Source organism: Luteibacter sp. 22Crub2.1 (genome assembly GCF_900167995.1).
GTDB classification, from domain to species: Bacteria; Pseudomonadota; Gammaproteobacteria; order Xanthomonadales; family Rhodanobacteraceae; genus Luteibacter; species Luteibacter mycovicinus.
The window spans coordinates 67,072-84,216 of the sequence record NZ_FUYT01000005.1 but is presented as its reverse complement, the minus strand read 5'-3'; the positions used below and the strand labels follow the sequence as shown (position 1 = coordinate 84,216).

14 protein-coding genes are annotated in these 17,145 nt (G+C 65.2%); 13 read left to right on the top strand and 1 reads right to left on the bottom strand.

The features are described from left to right. The first annotated feature begins 402 nt into the window (after window positions 1-402). The 7 genes from rimP (at window position 403) to pnp (ending at window position 9,513) form a co-directional block, all read left to right on the top strand. Complete coding sequence (rimP, locus tag B5X73_RS06135) at window positions 403-948, top strand: ribosome maturation factor RimP (protein WP_036117358.1); 546 nt, start codon at window positions 403-405, stop codon at window positions 946-948. 44 nt (window positions 949-992) lie between these two features. Next, entirely contained in the window at window positions 993-2,507 is a 1,515-nt protein-coding gene (gene nusA / locus B5X73_RS06130; RefSeq protein ID WP_036112267.1) for a transcription termination factor NusA, read from the top strand. 133 nt (window positions 2,508-2,640) lie between these two features. After that, window positions 2,641-5,562, top strand: a complete 2,922-nt coding sequence (infB, locus tag B5X73_RS06125) for a translation initiation factor IF-2 (RefSeq protein WP_079520974.1) — start codon at window positions 2,641-2,643, stop codon at window positions 5,560-5,562. A 77-nt stretch (window positions 5,563-5,639) separates the two neighbouring features. Beyond that, window positions 5,640-6,014, top strand: a complete 375-nt coding sequence (rbfA, locus tag B5X73_RS06120; RefSeq protein ID WP_036112272.1) for a 30S ribosome-binding factor RbfA — start codon at window positions 5,640-5,642, stop codon at window positions 6,012-6,014. Window positions 6,015-6,049: 35 nt separating this feature from the next. Beyond that, a complete protein-coding gene (truB, locus tag B5X73_RS06115; protein ID WP_079520973.1) occupies window positions 6,050-6,967 on the top strand; it encodes a tRNA pseudouridine(55) synthase TruB in 918 nt (305 codons plus the stop codon). Between the two features lie 143 nt (window positions 6,968-7,110). After that, on the top strand, window positions 7,111-7,377 hold the full coding sequence (gene rpsO / locus B5X73_RS06110; RefSeq protein WP_036112276.1) for a 30S ribosomal protein S15: 267 nt from the start codon (window positions 7,111-7,113) through the stop codon (window positions 7,375-7,377). 30 nt (window positions 7,378-7,407) lie between these two features. Then, on the top strand, window positions 7,408-9,513 hold the full coding sequence (gene pnp / locus B5X73_RS06105) for a polyribonucleotide nucleotidyltransferase (RefSeq protein ID WP_036112279.1): 2,106 nt from the start codon (window positions 7,408-7,410) through the stop codon (window positions 9,511-9,513). Between the two features lie 123 nt (window positions 9,514-9,636). Here the strand turns inward: pnp and B5X73_RS06100 are convergent, their stop codons facing one another. Beyond that, on the bottom strand, window positions 9,637-10,386 hold the full coding sequence (locus B5X73_RS06100) for an SDR family NAD(P)-dependent oxidoreductase (protein ID WP_079520972.1): 750 nt from the start codon (window positions 10,384-10,386) through the stop codon (window positions 9,637-9,639). Window positions 10,387-10,463: 77 nt separating this feature from the next. On the opposite strand from B5X73_RS06100, the gene B5X73_RS06095 reads away from it, so the two are divergent. The 6 genes from B5X73_RS06095 to B5X73_RS06070 all read left to right on the top strand — a co-directional run bounded on the left by B5X73_RS06095 (window position 10,464) and on the right by B5X73_RS06070 (window position 17,116). Next, window positions 10,464-11,030, top strand: coding sequence for a TetR/AcrR family transcriptional regulator (locus B5X73_RS06095; protein ID WP_079520971.1), 567 nt, complete (start codon window positions 10,464-10,466; stop codon window positions 11,028-11,030). Window positions 11,031-11,112: 82 nt separating this feature from the next. Next, window positions 11,113-13,470, top strand: coding sequence for a glycoside hydrolase family 3 N-terminal domain-containing protein (locus tag B5X73_RS06090; RefSeq protein ID WP_079520970.1), 2,358 nt, complete (start codon window positions 11,113-11,115; stop codon window positions 13,468-13,470). 41 nt (window positions 13,471-13,511) lie between these two features. Beyond that, window positions 13,512-14,537 (top strand): poly(R)-hydroxyalkanoic acid synthase subunit PhaE, encoded by a 1,026-nt coding sequence (locus B5X73_RS21495; RefSeq protein ID WP_079520969.1) that lies wholly within the window; start codon window positions 13,512-13,514, stop codon window positions 14,535-14,537. Next, a complete protein-coding gene (locus tag B5X73_RS06080) occupies window positions 14,534-15,601 on the top strand; it encodes a class III poly(R)-hydroxyalkanoic acid synthase subunit PhaC (protein ID WP_036112288.1) in 1,068 nt (355 codons plus the stop codon). The genes B5X73_RS21495 and B5X73_RS06080 overlap by 4 nt, the downstream gene beginning before the upstream one ends. Before the next feature lie 91 nt (window positions 15,602-15,692). After that, window positions 15,693-16,706 (top strand): S-methyl-5-thioribose-1-phosphate isomerase, encoded by a 1,014-nt coding sequence (gene mtnA, locus B5X73_RS06075; RefSeq protein ID WP_079520968.1) that lies wholly within the window; start codon window positions 15,693-15,695, stop codon window positions 16,704-16,706. Next, the gene (locus B5X73_RS06070) at window positions 16,703-17,116 is read left to right on the top strand and encodes a GtrA family protein (protein WP_254857242.1); all 414 of its coding nucleotides are present in this window, start codon (window positions 16,703-16,705) and stop codon (window positions 17,114-17,116) included. Before mtnA ends, B5X73_RS06070 begins: the two co-directional genes overlap by 4 nt. The last annotated feature ends 29 nt before the right edge of the window (window positions 17,117-17,145 follow it).

The following is a 17,145-nucleotide window of genomic DNA, read 5'->3' as shown; positions in this document are numbered from 1 at the left end:
TTACGGACGAATCGAGTGCGCAGACGCGCGGAGCGCTATGTGACGTTCCCGCCGGCAGCGCTCCGTCCGCATGCTGTCCGACGGGCTCGGGCGGACGCCGGTTCAGGTCCGCGACCTTGCATGACGGCGGTAAAATACGATAGACTCAGTGAATCTTAAGCGCCATTGACATCGGTTACGGCCTTTCGTCGCTGGCTGCTTCAGGAACTTTCTTTTTACAAGAAAGCCTCCTCGTGAGGCTTTTTTGTTGGGCGCACGGAGGCGTCCTGCGACATTTTCGTGAGCGCCGTCAGGGCATCGCGGCGTTCGCTGGAGGAAAGTGTCGGATACATCGGCGACGTAATGGAATGGGCCGCTCGCGCCCTTTTTTTGTTTCTGGCGAATGGAAAAACCGCAGGTAACGTGGATACCAACGCACTTTCACAACGCTTTTCAGACATCGTGGCCGAGCTCGGCCTCGAAGTGCTGGGTATGGAGTTCGGTCCGTCCGACGGACAGATGACGCTGCGCGTCTATCTGGACGTGCTCGAGGCCGAGCGCGAACGTCGCAAGGGCGCGGAGCTCCCCGTCGAGGTCGCCGTCGAGGATTGCGAAGCGGCAAGCCGCGAGTTCTCGGCTTATCTGGACGTTGAAGATCCGATCCCCGGCAACTATGTACTGGAAGTCTCCTCTCCCGGTATCGATCGTCCCCTCTTCACGGCGGAGCAGTTCGCCCGTGTCAGTGGTCAGGAGATCAAGGTGCTGCTCAAAGCCCCGGTCGACGGTCGCCGTCGCCTCAAGGGCAACGTCGTTGAAGTAAACGGCGAGCACATTGTGGTCGAGGGCGAGGCTGGCCGATTCGAATTCGAGCATGCGGACGTCGAAAGCGCCCGCGTGGTTCCCGACTGGGTGGCACTCGGCTATGCGCCGCAGCCGAAGCCCACGCCGGGCGGTAAGAAACCTAAATAACGATTGATGGGGTGCCGCGGGGCATCCTTACGGGAGTAGCGGCAATGAGCAAAGAACTTTTGCTGGTAGTCGACGCGGTCGCCAATGAAAAAGGCGTGCCGCGCGAAGTGATTTTCGACGCCATGGAAGCGGCGCTGGCTTCGGCCGCGAAAAAGCGCTACCCCGAGGAAGATCCGGACATCCGGGTCGAAATCGACCGCAATACGGGCGACTACGAGACCTTCCGTCGCTGGGAGATCATCGAGAACGACGGCGAGATGGAGGATCCCTCCTACCAGATCCGCCTGATGGACGCCGAAGACGAAGCCGGTGAGGGCGAAGTCGCCGAAGTCGGTGGCTGGATCGAGCACCAGATCGAAAACGCCGAGTTCGGCCGCATCGCCGCGCAGGCCGCCAAGCAGGTGATCGTGCAGCGCGTTCGCGAAGCCGAGCGTCAGCAGGTCGTCGATGCCTTCGTCGATCGCGTGGGCGAGCTGGTCACCGGTATCGTCAAGCGCGTCGAGCGCGGCAACGTCTACCTCGACCTGGGCAGCAACGCCGAGGCGTTCATTCCGCGCGACAAGACGATTCCCCGTGAGTCGGCCCGCGTCGGCGACCGCGTCCGCGGTTACCTGTACGAAGTGAAGTCGGAAATCCGTGGTCCGCAGCTGTTCGTCTCGCGCAGCGCGCCGGAGTTCATGATCGAACTGTTCAAGCTCGAGGTGCCGGAAGTCGGTCAGGGCCTCGTCGAAATCAAGGGCTGCGCCCGCGATCCGGGCGACCGCGCCAAGATCGCCGTGGTCGCCCACGACAGCCGCACCGATCCGATCGGCGCCTGCATCGGCATGCGCGGTTCGCGCGTCCAGGCCGTGTCCAACGAGCTCAACGGTGAGCGCGTCGACATCATCCTGTGGCACGAGAATCAGGCTCAGTACGTCATCAATGCGATGGCGCCGGCCGAAGTGCAGTCGATCATCATGGACGAGGAAAAGCACTCCATGGATATCGCCGTCGCCGAGGACAAGCTGTCCCAGGCGATCGGTCGCGGTGGTCAGAACGTCCGCCTGGCGAGCAAGCTCACCGGCTGGCAGCTCAACGTGATGACACAGGATCAGGTCACCGCCAAGAGCGAGGCCGAGCAGGCTGCCGCCCTGGCGCTGTTCCAGGACAAGCTCGAAGTCGACGAAGAAATCGCCAGCATCCTGGTGCAGGAAGGTTTCTCGTCGATCGAAGAAATTGCTTACGTGCCGAGTGCCGAGCTGCTGGCGGTGGAAGGCTTCGACGAAGACATCGTCGAGGAACTCCGTGCCCGTGCCCGTGACGCCCTGCTGACCGAGGCGCTCGCCGCCGAGGAAGGCGTCGAGGAAGTCGCGGTCGACGAAGAACTGCTCGGCCTGGACGGCATGGACGAAACGGTCGCTATCGCGCTGGCGGACCGTGGCATCAAGACGCTCGACGACCTCGGCGATCTCGCCGTCGACGAGCTCATCGATATCGAAGGCATGACGGAGGACCGCGCATCGCAGCTGATCATGGCTGCGCGCGCTCCGATGATCGCCCGCCTGGAGAAAGGTGGTTAAGCGCGAGACCGGAAGCGTCCTGGACGGACGCCTCGAGGGAGGCCATGAGGTCTCCCGCCAGGGATGGAGGCAGCCGTACGGGTCATCGTCGGCACGTAAGGTTACGCGCGGGAAAGGCGGAGAATAAAGAACCATGTCGGACGTCACTATCAAACAACTCGCCCATCAACTGGGCCTACCGGTCGACAAGCTGCTCGGGCAGCTTGGCGAAGCCGGCATGAATTTCTCCGATGCGGAGCAGGTCATCAGCAGCACCGAAAAGGTGAAGCTGCTGGGTTTCCTGCGTCGCACCCACGGCAAGAACGAGGCCGCTCCCGAAGGGGACGCCTCCGCGCCGCGACAGATCACCCTGAAGCGCCGCACGGTCGGCGAGCTGAAGGTGGCGTCCGGTTCCGGTCGTGGTGCCGGTCCGGCCAAGACGGTCAACGTCGAGGTCCGTGCCAAGCGTACGTACGTCAAGCGCAGCGCCATCGCCGAGGATGCGTCGCACGAGCCGGAGCGCGAGGACGCCGTGCGCAAGCTGGCCGAATCGCAGGCTCAGCGCGAGCACGAGGAATCGGAGCGCCGTGAAGAAGCCGAGCGTCGCGATCAGGCCGAAGCGGCCCGTCGCGAAGCCGAGGCCGAAGCACGCCGTCAGGAAGAAGCCGCCGCCGAAGCACGCCGTCAGGCTGAAGAAGCTGCCGAGCAGCATGCACGCGCCGAAGCGGCACGTGCCGCGGCCGCCAGCGCTGAAGCCGCCGTGACGCCGGCCGCCGCGCCTGCGGCCGCGCCGGAAGCGACCCCTGAGGCCCCGGTGTCCACCGCGCCGCTGGGCGACGATGGCCTGCCGACGCACCAGACCGCCAAGCTCGATACGCGTTCGCTCGGCATGATCCTTCCGCGCATTCACGAGCCGCGCAAGCGCGAGCGCGTGGTGTCCAAGCCTGTCCCGCCGCCGGCGCCCGCGCCGGCGCCGGCTCCGGCACCTGTCGCGGCGGCTCCCGCCGCCGCACGTCCGGCCGCTCCGCGTCCGGCGCCCGGTGCCGTGGCTGCCGCCAACGATACGCGCGGCAACGCGCGTCCGAAGCACGGTGGTGGTGGTGGTGCTCCCGGCGGTGGCGGTCGTAACGATCGTGAAGCCGGTGGCAAGCGCTTCGCCGGTGGCGAAATGCATCTTTCCGATGCCGACCGCGCACGCCGCTCGTCCAGCAACAACCGTCGTGGCGGTGGCAAGGACCGTGGCCGCATGACGGCGTCGCGTGGCGCCGCCTCGTCGGGCGGTCCGCACGGCTTCACCCGTCCGACCGCCGCCGTGGTCCGTGACGTCGTGATCGGCGACAACAACCTCGTGACCGAGCTGGCCCAGAAGATGGCCGTCAAGGGCGCCGAGGTGGTGAAGGCGCTGTTCAAGATGGGCGTCATGGCCACGATCAATCAGACGATCGACCATGACACCGCCGCGCTCGTGGTCGAAGAACTGGGTCACAACCCGGTTCGCGCCACCGAGAACGACGCCGAAGCCGCGCTCGCGACGCACACGCAGAATGCGGAGCTCGAGGGCGACAAGGTCACGCGTCCGCCGGTCGTCACGATCATGGGTCACGTCGACCACGGCAAGACCTCGCTGCTCGACTACATCCGTCGTACCAAGGTCGCCTCCGGCGAAGCGGGTGGCATTACGCAGCACATCGGCGCTTACCACGTCGAAACCAGCCGTGGCGTCATCACCTTCCTCGACACCCCGGGCCATGCGGCGTTTACGTCCATGCGTGCCCGCGGCGCGCAGTCGACGGATATCGTGGTGCTCGTGGTCGCCGCCGACGACGGTGTCATGCCGCAGACGCAGGAAGCCGTGAAGCACGCGCGCGCCGCCAAGGTGCCGCTGATCGTCGCGGTCAACAAGATGGACAAGTCCGGCGCCAACCCGGACAACGTCAAGCAGGGCCTCGGCCTTCTCGAAGTCATCCCTGAAGAGTGGGGTGGCGATACCCCGTTCGTGCCGCTTTCGGCGAAGACGGGCGACGGCGTGGACGCGCTGCTCGACGCCATCTCGATCCAGGCTGAAATCATGGAGCTCAAGGCAGTGGCCGATGGCCGCGCTTCGGGTGTCGTGATCGAATCCAGCCTCGACCGCGGTCGCGGTCCGGTGGCGACGGTGCTGGTGCAGCAGGGCACGCTGAAGAAGGGCGACTTCGTCGTCTGCGGTGTCGAATACGGCCGCATGCGTGCGCTCGTCGACGAAACCGGCAAGCAGGTCAATGAAGCCGGTCCGTCGATTCCGGTCCAGGTGCTGGGTCTGTCGGGCGTGCCCGAGTCGGGTGACGATTTCGTCGCCGTGAAGGACGAGCGTCTGGCGCGCGAAGTGGCGGCCGAGCGTCTGCTCAAGCGTCGCGAGACGCGCCTGGTCAGCAAATCCAACCGTCTGGAAGACATCATGGCCCAGATGGGTCAGGGTCAGGGCCAGCAGACCCTCAACATCCTCGTCAAGGCGGATGTGCAGGGTTCGGTCGAGGCACTGCGCGATTCGCTCACCCAGATCGGCAACGAGCTGGTCAAGGTGAACGTGATCTCGTCCGGCGTGGGTGGCATCACCGAGTCGGAAGCCACGCTGGCGGCGGCGTCGAAGGCGCTGATCATCGGCTTCAACGTCCGTGCGGATGCGTCGGCACGCAAGGTGATCGATACCAACGGTCTCGATGTCCGTTACTTCTCGATCATCTACGACGTCATCGATCAGGTGAAGCAGGCGGCGTCGGGTCTGCTCGGTGTCGAGATTCGCGAAGAGATCATCGGTATCGCGCAGGTCCGCGACGTGTTCCGTTCGTCGAAGTTCGGCGCGGTCGCGGGCTGCATGATCGTCGAGGGCCTGGTGAAGCGCTCCAAGCCGATCCGCGTGCTGCGTGACAACGTGGTGGTGTTCCAGGGCGAACTCGAGTCGCTGCGCCGCTTCAAGGAACTCGTCGACGAGGTCCGTAACGGCATGGAATGCGGTATCGCGGTCAAGCAGTACAACGACGTCAAGGTCGGCGACCAGATCGAGTGCTTCGAGCGTATCGAAGTGCCGCGCACGCTGTAACGGCATGCAATGCGCCTCCCCGGCATACGCCGGGGAGGCTTTTTCGTTAGTGCACCTTATTCAGGCTGGAGGCGGATATGCCGTCCCGTGATTTCAAGCGTACCGACCGCGTGTCCGCCCAGCTTCGCCGTGAAATCGGTGAACTGGTCCACGCCGCCGTGCGCGACCACGCGCTGCCTTCGGTCAGCGTGTCGGATGTGGAAGTAACCCGTGACCTCGACTGGGCCACCGTGTGGGTGACGGCGCTGATGCCCGACCAGTCGGCGGTGGTGGTCAAGGCGCTGAAGGAGCTCGCCCCCGAGTTCCGTCATTCGCTGTCGAAGTCGATGATCCTGCGTCGCGTGCCGCAGCTGCGTTTCAAGTACGACGAATCCGTCGATACCGGCGAGCGCATCGAGCGCCTGCTGCGCGAAAACCCCGTTCCGCCGGCCGATCCGTCCGACGAAACTTGATGACCGCGCGCCTGGCGCGCGGGTAAGCGTGTGTGATGAATCGCCGAACCTTCCGTGACCTGCACGGCATCCTTCTGCTCGACAAGCCGCTCGGCCTGAGTTCCAACCAGGCGCTGCAGACGGCGCGCCGGCTCGTGGGCGCCGCCAAGGGTGGCCATACCGGCAGCCTCGATCCGCTCGCCACGGGCCTGTTGCCACTGTGCTTCGGCGAGGCGACCAAGCTCGCCGGCTGGTTGCTCGGCTCGCGTAAGGCCTACGAGGCTGAGGTTCGCCTGGGTGTGACCACGACCACCGCCGATCTCGAGGGCGAGGTGGTGGAGATACGCCCGGTGCCCTCGCTGGACGATGCGGTCATCGAAGCCGCGCTGGCGCCCCTGCGCGGGCACATCGTGCAGATCCCTCCCGCGTATTCGGCGATCAAGCAGGACGGCGTGCCGCTGTATGTCCGTGCCCGTCGCGGTGAGGACGTCGACGTGCCGGCGCGCGAGGTCGACGTGTACCGGCTCGAGGTGATCGGTCGCGAGGGCGACACCGTGCGCCTGATGGTCGAGTGTGGCTCGGGGACGTACGTGCGCAGCCTTGCGGTGGATCTCGGTGCGAACCTCGGTTGCGGCGCCCACCTCACGGGCTTGCGCCGGCTCTGGGTCGAGCCGTTCATGGCGCCGGTGATGGTGACGCTGGACGAACTTCGCATCGCCGCCGAAACCGGGCCGGATCCACTCGAAGCCTGTATTTTGCCGGTCGACGCCGGACTCAGTCATATTCCCCGGGTGGAACTCGACCCGGAACAGACCCGTGTCCTCGGTTTCGGCCAGCCGGTGCCGCTGGGGCAGGGCGTTTTACCCGGTCGCTGCGGTGTCTGGGGTGCCGACGGGCGCCTGATGGCGCTCGGGGAAGCCGGCGAAGACGGCATCCTGAGGATCGTGCGGGGCCTGAACATGCCGCCCGTCTGACCGGGCTTGTTGCCGCTACGCGCAGGACGTTACAATTACGTGCTCGTTTAACAGCTTTCATTCAAAAGCGAGGCTTGCGCAACTTCATCGGTATCCGTTGAGGTTGCGCAAGTCTCGTATCCGCTTTTAAGGAATCGATACACATGCTTACTCCCGAACAGACTGGTCAGATCATCAAGGATTACGGCCGCAAGGAAAACGACACCGGCTCGACCGAAGTCCAGGTCGCCCTGCTGTCCGCCAACATCCTCCAGCTCCAGGATCACTTCCAGGCGCACAAGCAGGATCACCACTCGCGTCGCGGTCTGCTGAAGATGGTCAATCAGCGCAAGAAGCTGCTTGCCTATCTCAAGACGAACGACCTCGCTCGCTACCAGACCCTGATCGAACGCCTCGGCCTGCGCCGTTAATTCACCGGAACAGGACGAGGAGAGATCGAAGTGGCGAAAGTAACCAAGTCATTCCAGTACGGTTCTCACGAAGTCACACTGGAGACGGGCGAAATCGCCCGGCAGGCCTCCGGTGCGGTCATGGTCAGCATGGGCGGCACCGTCGTCCTGGTGACGGTCGTCGCGGCGCCCAAGGCGCGCGAAGGCCAGGACTTCTTCCCCCTCACGGTCGACTACATGGAGAAGTTCTACTCCGCGGGTCGCATCCCGGGTGGCTTCTTCAAGCGCGAAGGCCGTCCGACCGAGAAGGAGACGCTGACTTCGCGCCTCATCGATCGTCCGCTTCGTCCGCTGTTCCCGGAAGAGTTCCGCAACGAGATCCAGGTCATCGCCCAGGTCGTCTCGCTGAACCCGGAAGTCGACGGTGACATCCCGGCGCTGCTCGGTGCCTCCGCGGCCATGTCGCTCGCCGGTGTGCCCTTCAAGGGTCCGATCGGCGCGGCGCGCGTCGGCTACGCCAACGGCCAGTACATCCTCAACCCGACCGCCACGCAGCTGAAGACCTCGGACCTCGACCTCGTCGTGGCCGGTACGTCCAGCGCCGTGATGATGGTCGAGTCGGAAGCCAAGCTGCTCAGCGAAGACGTCATGCTCGGCTCGGTGGTCTTCGGCCACCAGCAGATGCAGGCGGCGATCGACACGATCAACGCCTTCGTCGCCGAAGCCGGCGCCAAGACGTTCAAGTGGGAAGCCCCGGCGGCCAAGACGGCCCTGTACGACGCGGTCAAGGCCGCCGTCGGCAACCGTTTCGCCGAAGCCTTCCAGATCCGCGACAAACTGGCGCGTCGTGACGTCATCAGCGCGCTCAAGAGCGACGTGAAGGCATCCATCGCCGCCGACGCCGAAGCCAATGGCTGGACCGATGGCGACATCGGCAACGCCTTCGGCGAAGTCGAGTACCGCACCCTGCGTGACGGCGTGCTCAGCACCAAGGTCCGCATCGACGGTCGCCAGCTCGACGACGTCCGCCCGATCTCGGTGCGCGTCGGCGTCCTGCCGCGCACGCACGGTTCGGCGCTGTTCACCCGCGGTGAAACCCAGGCGCTGGTCGTTGCCACGCTCGGCACCACGCGTGACTCGCAGCTCATCGACGCGCCGGAAGGCGAGTGGAAGGACACGTTCCTCTTCCATTACAACTTCCCTCCGTTCTCGGTCGGCGAGACCGGTCGCGTCGGCAGCCCGAAGCGTCGCGAAATCGGCCACGGCCGTCTCGCCAAGCGCGGCGTGCAGGCGGTCAAGCCGACGATCGAAGAGTTCCCGTACGTGATCCGCGTCGTCTCGGAAATCACCGAGTCGAACGGTTCCTCGTCGATGGCATCGGTCTGCGGTTCGTCGCTGGCCATGATGGACGCGGGCGTTCCGCTGAAGTCGGCCGTCGCCGGTATCGCCATGGGTCTGGTGAAGGAAGGCAACGACTTCGTCGTGCTGTCCGACATCCTCGGTGACGAAGATCACCTCGGTGACATGGACTTCAAGGTGGCCGGTACCGCCGATGGCGTTTCCGCGCTGCAGATGGACATCAAGGTCGACGGCATCACCGAAGAGATCATGCGTTCGGCGCTGGCCCAGGCCAAGCGCGGTCGTCTGCACATCCTCGGCGAAATGGCCAAGTGCATCACCGAAGCCCGCTCGGAAATGAGCGAGTTCGCACCGCGCCTGCTCACGATCAAGATCCACCCGGACAAGATCCGCGAAGTGATCGGCAAGGGTGGCGCGACCATCCGTTCGATCACGGAAGAGACCGGTACCACGATCGACATCACGGACGACGGCAACGTCGTGATCGCCTCGGTGAACCGCGAAGCAGCCGAAGCTGCCCGCAAGCGCATCGAGCAGATCGTCTCCGACGTCGAGCCGGGCCGCATCTATGAAGGCAAGGTCGCCAAGCTGATGGACTTCGGTGCATTCGTCACGATCATGCCGGGCAAGGATGGTCTGGTGCACGTGTCGCAGATCTCCAGCGAGCGCGTCGAAAAGGTTTCCGACAAGCTCAAGGAAGGCGACATCGTCAAGGTCAAGGTCCTCGAAGTCGACAAGCAGGGCCGTATCCGCCTGTCGATGAAGGCCGTCACCGAAGATGAAAACGTCACGGGCTGATTCATCGCCTCGTGTGTGTAAAAAAACGGCGCCGAAAGGCGCCGTTTTTTTTGTCACATGCATGGCGCCATGGTAGGAGCGCGCCCCGCGCGCGAAAAGCCAACAAAGCGGCGACGCCGAGCCTCACACCGCCATCGACCCACCATCTACAAACAATTCCGTGCCGGCGATATAGCTGCTCTCGCCGGACGCCAGGAAAAGCACCGCCCGTGCGACCTCATCCGGCAGCCCCAGCCGTCCCATCGGCACCATCTGGTTGATGATGTCCTCGACCCCAGGGCGTGCCTCGAGATAGCGACGCATCGGCGTCGTCTCGGTGCCGCTCGGCGACACGACATTCACCCGGATGCCCCGGTCCTTCAGGTCTGTCGTCCAGCTGCGCGCAAACGACCGGACGGCGGCCTTGCTCGCGTTGTACAGCGACTGCCCCGGGAAACCCTTGCTGCCGGCAACCGAGCCGTTGAGGACGATCGCGCCGCCGTCCTGCAGCAGGGGAAGCGCCTTCTGCACGCTGAAGAGAAGACCGCGGACGTTGAGCCCGAAAATGTGATCGAAGCCCGCCTCGTCGATCGAACCCAGGGGCCGCGGTTCGACTTCCGCCACACCGGCGTTCGCGAAAACGACGTCCAGCGTGCCGTGGTCCCGCTTCACCCGGTCGTACAGCCGGTCGAGATCGTCCAGGTTCGAGACGTCGCCCTGGACGCCGACCGCCGCGTGGCCGATCGTGGCCACCGCCTCGTCGAGACGGTCCTGCCGGCGTCCGGTGATATAGACCTTCGCGCCCTCGGCGGCGAACTGCCGCGCCGTGGCGAGACCGATGCCCTCGCTGCCGCCCGTGATGACGACGATCTTGTTTTCAAACCGCGTTGCCATATCTGATCCTTGTATAAGTGGAGGATTGCTCCACTTACTATATGGAGGCATCATCCGCTTTGCAATCGAGGGCGTCGATGAACAAGAAGATGGTCAGTGACGAGGCGCCCCTGCGCGCGGATGCGGCCCGTAACCGTGCGCGGATTCTCGAGGCCGCCGAAGCCGTCTTCGTGGAGCGCGGTGCGGATGCTTCGCTGGAGGAGGTCGCCAGGCGCGCCAACGTCGGCATCGGTACGCTCTACCGTCGATTCCCCACCCGGGAAGACCTTCTCGCGGCCATGAGTGACGAGCGTCTTCTGGCGATCGCCGATGCCAGCCGTCAGCGTGACGAGCTCGGCCCCATGGCCTCCATCCGGATGTTTGTCACCGAACTCGTCGCTCATACGACGCACTACCGGGGACTGGCGGCAACGCTGGGCGCGGTGCTGCGAAGCGAAACGCCGGGATGCCACGCGAGCACGGCGGAAGGGTGCCGGCTGCTCCTCTGGGCGAAGGAGACGGGTGTCATGCGCCCGGACGTGACCATCGGCGATCTGGTCTGCGTGATCATGGCCATCTCGCTCGCCGTCGAGCAGGATGCGTCCGTGAAGGCACGGACCGCACATCGGGTCGATCTGTTTCTCGAGGGTTTCGGGGCGCGCTGAATTCGTCCGTCCGCGACGCGCGCCCATGGCGATGTAAACGTTTCGCTGGCAGTCTCGGGCGGTTATCGTTTCCGGAGCCGTCATGCCTTACACCGTTCGCCTCACTCTCTGCGTCGCGTTGCTCGGTACCGCCACGGCACCCGTCGCGGCCGACACGGCGCTGCCTGCGGACATGGCTGCAAGGCCGTCCAATGCGCAGATCGCCTCGCCCGATATCGGGAACAAGGTCGACGCACTCCTCGCGCGTATGACGTTGCAGGAGAAAATCGGTCAGCTGGTCCAGTACGCGGCCCAGGGCGCGTCGGCCGGCGGCGATAACGACGCCTTCGCGCCCAATCCCGAAACGCGTACGCAGGTCGACACGATGGCATTGGCCCGCCAGGGCCAGCTGGGATCGGTACTCAATCTGGTCGGCGCGGAAAAGACGCGGCCTTTTCAGGAGGCCGCTCTGAAAAGCCGTCTTGGCATCCCGTTATTGTTCGGCGCGGACATCATCCACGGCTACCGCACCATCTATCCCATCCCTCTCGCACTGTCGGCGACATGGGATCCGCGGCTCGTGCAGGACCTTTCGCGGATGGCTGCGCTGGAAGCGACCGGCGGCGGGGTGAAGTGGGTGTTCTCACCCATGGTCGATATCTCGCGCGACGCGCGATGGGGGCGCTCGGCGGAAGGCGCGGGCGAGGACGCCTACCTGGGCTCCGCCATGGCGCGCGCGTACATCCTCGGGTATCAGGGTGATGACCTGGCAAGCCCGGATAGCGTGGCCGCCTCGGTAAAGCACTTTGCCGCGTATGGTGCCGCGGAAGCGGGGCGTGAATACAACACGACGGACATGTCCGACGTACGCCTGCGCCAGGTGTATCTGCCGCCGTATCGCGCGGCGGTCGAAGCGGGTGCGGCGACGATGATGAGTGCGTTCAACGCGCTGAACGGCGTGCCGGCCACCGCCGATCCCTACCTCATGACCGACGTGCTGCGGAAGGAGTGGGGCTTCAACGGCTTCGTCGTCAGCGACTACACGGCGATCATGGAACTGACTCACCACGGCGTCGCGTCCGATGCGGCTGCCGCGGCGCGCAAGGCGCTCGAGGCGGGTGTGGAGATGGACATGATGAGCCATTACTACGACACCCAGATTCCGGTCTTGCTGAAGCAGGGCAGGCTCTCGTTGGCGACGGTCGACGAGGCGGTGCGTCGCGTCCTGCGGGTGAAGTTCGCGCTGGGTCTTTTCGAGCATCCCTATGCACGCACCGTTGAGCTGAAGGCGCCCGTGGCGGCCAACCACGCATTGGCGCGTCGTGCGGCGGAGGAATCGTTCGTGTTGCTGAAGAACGACCGCGTGGGTACCGCGCCCTTGCTTCCGCTCGGTCCCGGTTCGCGAAAGGTCGCGTTGATCGGTCCGTTGGCGGATGCGGTCAGCGAGATGCAGGGCCCGTGGGGTGGGGCGCGCACGTTCGATGACTTCACCACGGTACGCAAGGGGCTCGCCGGCCGGATGAAAGCGCAGGGCGGCCAGCTGATCTACGCGAAGGGCACCGGGATCGACGACGATTCCGACGCCGGTTTTGCCGAGGCGCTCAAGGCCGCCGCGCAAGCGGACGTGGTCGTGATGGCACTCGGTGAAGCCGCCGACATGAGTGGTGAAGCCGGCGCCCGCGCGCACCTCGGGCTGCCCGGCAATCAGCAGAAGTTGCTCGAGCAGGTGGTCGCCACCGGCAAGCCCGTCGTGCTGCTGGCGTTCTCCGGGCGGCCGCTCGTACTTGCCTGGGCAGACGCGCATGTACCGGCAATCATGGCGGTGTGGTTCCCGGGTGCCGAGGCGGGTAACGCGGTGGCCAATGTACTGTTCGGCGATGTGGTACCGAGCGGCAAGCTGACCATGAGTTTCCCGTACACGGAAGGGCAGGAGCCGCTGTATTACAACGCACTGCCGACCGGGCGCCCCGCAGGCGATATCGATACGCATCAGCCACCCTCGCACGACACGACCTACGTATCGCGTTATATCGACGCACCCAACGATGCGCTCTATCCGTTCGGTCACGGCCTGTCGTACACGACGTTCAGTTATTCGGACGTCCGTGTCTCGCGCGCCTCCGTGCCGTTGGCGGAGGCGAATCGGTCCGATGCGCGAAACCTCGTCACCGTGACCGCCACGGTGACGAACACGGGTCGTCGTGCTGCGACGGAGGTGGCGCAGCTCTACGTGCGCAACGTCGGCGCCAGTGTTTCCCAGCCGGTGCGCGGGCTGCAGGGCTTCCAACGGGTGCCCCTGCAGCCGGGGGAGTCGAAGCGGGTGTCCTTCCAGCTCGGCTTCCCGGAGCTGTCCTTCTGGAATGCGAGAAGCAGGCAGGTGGTCGAGGCGACCCGGTACACGGTATGGGTCGGTGGCAGCTCGCGGGCCGAACAGGAGGCGGTGTTCACGATCGCCCCCTGATCCGGGGCGCAGCGGCCCGACGGGTGCCGTAACATAGACCCATGGCCGATAAACCCCACGATTTCATTGACCAGTACCAGGCCCTCGTGCGCGACGGCCTAGAGGCGTGGTCCCGTCAGTTCGATCCCAAGGGCGATACCGCTCCCGGAGTGCCTCCTGCCGACATCATGAGCCGCATGTTTGGCGGTCTGGGCGGCTACGGTGACTGGATGCGTTCGTTCACGTTGGGCGAGCCCGCCGGTGCGCCGCCGTTTCCCATGGGCGGCATGCCGCCCTTCGGCGCCACGGGACCGGGTCCCATGCCTTACGGCGCAGGCGGTCCGGGCATGCCGCCGTTCGCCGCAGGCGCCGCCGGAGCGGGACCGTTCGGCTATGGCGCGCCTCCCGGGGCTTCCGCCCAGCCCGGTACGCAGAACTTCGATGACTGGGCGCGCGTCGCGCGTGAAACGCTGTCGATGCCCGCCTTCGGCCTGACGCGTGAACAGCAGGAAGAACAGCAGGCCTTGCTGCGCGCCTGGATCGACTACGCGGAACATTACCAGCGCTATCAGACGCTGTTGCAGGGTGTGCAGGATCGCGCCGGCGCGGCGCTCCGCGAGCAGGCGCCGCCGACGGACGCGGACTCCATGCGCTCGGTATACGACCGCTGGGTGAACCTCGCCGAGGAAAGTTACGGTGAGGCTGCGCTGTCGGAAGAATTCAAGGACGTCTATGCGTCCCTGGTGAATGCGCAGATGCGCCTCAGGCTGCTGCAACAGAAGCAGGTCGAGCGCTTTGCGGTACAGACGGGCATGCCGACGCGAACTGAAGTCGATCGTCTCGGCGAGCGGCTGCAGGCGGTGCGTCGTGAACTGCGTCAGTTGCAGGGCGTGGCGGCTGAAGTCGAGGCGCTGAAGGCGGAGATTGCATCGCTGCGCGGTGGTGAGCCGAAGAAGGCCGAGCCCAGGACATCCGCACCCGTGGAGACGGCGCCCTCAAAGACCGCACCCAGGAAAGTCGCAGCTAAAAAAGCCGCCGCTAAAAAAGTCACGGCCAGCAAAGCCACCTCCCGGGGCGGCAGCCGATGACCGATAACCCGTTCTCGTTCGATCCCGCCCGCGCACAGGCCGAGGTCGACGCGTTCCGCCGCAAGCTCGAAGCCGGCATGGAAACGCTCAGACATGTCGGCCCCATCGAACTGGGTACGACGCCGCGCGAAGCCGTCTATACCGAAGACAAGCTCACCGTCTGGCACTTCAGGGGTGAGAAGAAGCCCACCGCGAAAACGCCGCTGCTGATCTGCTATGCGCTGGTCAACACGCCGTGGATGGTCGACCTGCAGGAAGACCGCTCGATGGTGCGCAACCTGCTCGATCAGGGAGAAGACGTCTACCTCATCGACTGGGGTTACCCCGACGGCGCCGATCGCTGGCTCACCCTCGAGGACTATATCGACGGCTACCTCGATCGCTGCGTGGACGCGGTTCGCGACCGCCATGGCGACGAATCGCTGAACCTGCTCGGCATCTGCCAGGGCGGGGTGTTCTCTCTTTGCTACGCCGCGCTGCATCCGGAAAAGGTCCGCAACCTCGTCACCATGGTCACGCCGGTGGACTTCCATACGCCGGACAACATGCTGTCGCACTGGGCGCGTAACGTCGACATCGACCTCTTCGTCGACACGATGGGCAACATCCCCGCCGACCTGATGAACTTCGCCTACCTGACGCTGAAACCGGTGCGGCTCAATCAGCAGAAATACGTGGGCCTGGTCGACGTCCTCGACAATCCCAGGGAAGTCGAAAATTTTCTGCGCATGGAAAAGTGGATCTTCGATTCGCCGGATCAGGCGGGCGAGGCCTTCCGCGAGTTCGCGCGCGACTTCTTCCAGAAGAACCTTCTGATCAAGGGCGAGGCGAAGGTCGGGCGCCACCGCATCGACCTGAAAAACATCACTCAGCCCGTGCTGAACATCTACGCCGAGCAGGATCACCTCGTGCCGCCTGCCGCATCGAAACCGCTCGGGGACGCGATCGGAAGCACCGATTACACGGCGCTGGCCTTCCAGGGCGGTCACATCGGTATCTACGTGTCGGGCCGCGCGCAGAAGCTGGTGCCCCCGGCCATTCATGAGTGGCTGGCGGATCGCTGAGTCCTTCCGGTCGGCGCACGGCTTGGGTGGCGACCGCGCAGGGTTTTCCGCGCTGGCTCCGTCCGGCCGGTGGGAATGCGATAATGCTGCGATGAATACGACCGCCTCCCATGACTCCATTCGCGCCGTGCAGTGGCACGGCGACCGTCTGCGCCTGCTCGATCAGCGCCGCCTCCCCGCCGAGGAAATCTGGTTCGACAGCACGACGTCCGATCAGGTGACCACGGCCATTCGCGACCTCGCCGTGCGCGGTGCGCCGGCCATCGGCATCGCGGCCGCCTGGGGCGTGGTACTGGCGGCGAAGGCCGGCGAAGACCTGCCCGCGGCCATCGCGATTCTGCGCGCCGCGCGGCCCACGGCGGTGAACCTGATGTGGGCGCTGGATCGCATGAACCGGTGCATCCTCGATGGGGCCGATACGGACGCACTCGAACGCGAGGCGCAAGCCATTCAGGACGAGGATCTCGCCGCCAATCGTCACATGGGCGAACTCGGCGCCGCGCTGATCGAGCCCGGGTCGCATGTACTCACGCACTGCAACACGGGTTCTCTCGCGACGGCCGGCTACGGCACGGCGCTCGGCGTCATTCGCGCCGGCGTCGCTTCCGGCCATATCGAGCAGGTCTACGCCGGTGAAACGCGGCCGTGGCAGCAGGGTGCCCGCCTGACCATGTGGGAACTCGTTCGGGACGGCATCCCCGCACGTCTGATCGCCGACTCCGCCGCGTCGCACCTGATGAAGGACGGCGAGGTGAAGTGGGTGATCGTCGGCGCCGACCGCATCGCGGCCAACGGCGACACGGCCAACAAGATCGGTACCTACCAGCTGGCCATCGCGGCGCGGCATCATGGCGTCAAGTTCATGGTGGTGGCACCGTCGACGACAGTCGACATGGCGACGGCCAACGGCGACGATATCGAGATCGAACTGCGCGATGCGGCCGAGCTCCTGTCGATGTCCGGCACGCGCACCGTCATTGAAGGTGCGGACGCCTGGAACCCCGTGTTCGACGTGACGCCCGCCGAGCTGATCGACGCGATCGTCACCGAGCGCGGCGTGATCCTGAGGCCCGACGAAGAGCAAATGCGGATCCTGTTTCCGTGAAGCACATCCGCCGCGAAGTCGCTCTGTTCGCGGCGGGCGGTGTGCTCGGTCTCTGCGTCGACGCGGGCATGGCGCAGGCTCTGGTCGGCTTCGTCGGCTGGAACGTCTACACGGCGCGCGTGGTGTCGTTCCTGTCCGCCGCGACGTTCACCTGGTGGTGGAACAGCCGGCACACCTTCGCGCATCGCGATTCCGGTCGCGGCGCACGCGCGGAATGGCTGCACTGGATGGCTTTGATGGCCGTCGGCGCGGTGATCAACAATGGCGTGTATCTGCTGGTGTTGCAGGCGTTTCCGGGCCTGCGGCCCTGGCCGGCGGTGGCTGTCGCGTTCGGCTCCGCGGCAGGGGCGACGGCGAATTATCTGTTCGCCAGGACCCTGCTTTTCCGCGCCCCGAAAACACTTGCGTAAGTCATTGTTTTTACGCCGTTTTTCGCTGT

What these genes read in the sequence shown, in the direction of transcription:
- nusA (WP_036112267.1), top strand. Translation starts at nt 993, where the DNA reads ATGAGCAAAGAACTTTTGCTGGTAGTCGACGCGGTCGCCAATGAAAAA.
- infB (WP_079520974.1), top strand. Translation starts at nt 2,641, where the DNA reads ATGTCGGACGTCACTATCAAACAACTCGCCCATCAACTGGGCCTACCG.
- rbfA (WP_036112272.1), top strand. Translation starts at nt 5,640, where the DNA reads ATGCCGTCCCGTGATTTCAAGCGTACCGACCGCGTGTCCGCCCAGCTT.
- truB (WP_079520973.1), top strand. Translation starts at nt 6,050, where the DNA reads ATGAATCGCCGAACCTTCCGTGACCTGCACGGCATCCTTCTGCTCGAC.
- rpsO (WP_036112276.1), top strand. Translation starts at nt 7,111, where the DNA reads ATGCTTACTCCCGAACAGACTGGTCAGATCATCAAGGATTACGGCCGC.
- B5X73_RS06100 (WP_079520972.1), bottom strand. Translation starts at nt 10,386, where the DNA reads ATGGCAACGCGGTTTGAAAACAAGATCGTCGTCATCACGGGCGGCAGC.
- B5X73_RS06095 (WP_079520971.1), top strand. Translation starts at nt 10,464, where the DNA reads ATGAACAAGAAGATGGTCAGTGACGAGGCGCCCCTGCGCGCGGATGCG.
- B5X73_RS06090 (WP_079520970.1), top strand. Translation starts at nt 11,113, where the DNA reads ATGCCTTACACCGTTCGCCTCACTCTCTGCGTCGCGTTGCTCGGTACC.
- B5X73_RS21495 (WP_079520969.1), top strand. Translation starts at nt 13,512, where the DNA reads ATGGCCGATAAACCCCACGATTTCATTGACCAGTACCAGGCCCTCGTG.
- B5X73_RS06080 (WP_036112288.1), top strand. Translation starts at nt 14,534, where the DNA reads ATGACCGATAACCCGTTCTCGTTCGATCCCGCCCGCGCACAGGCCGAG.
- mtnA (WP_079520968.1), top strand. Translation starts at nt 15,693, where the DNA reads ATGAATACGACCGCCTCCCATGACTCCATTCGCGCCGTGCAGTGGCAC.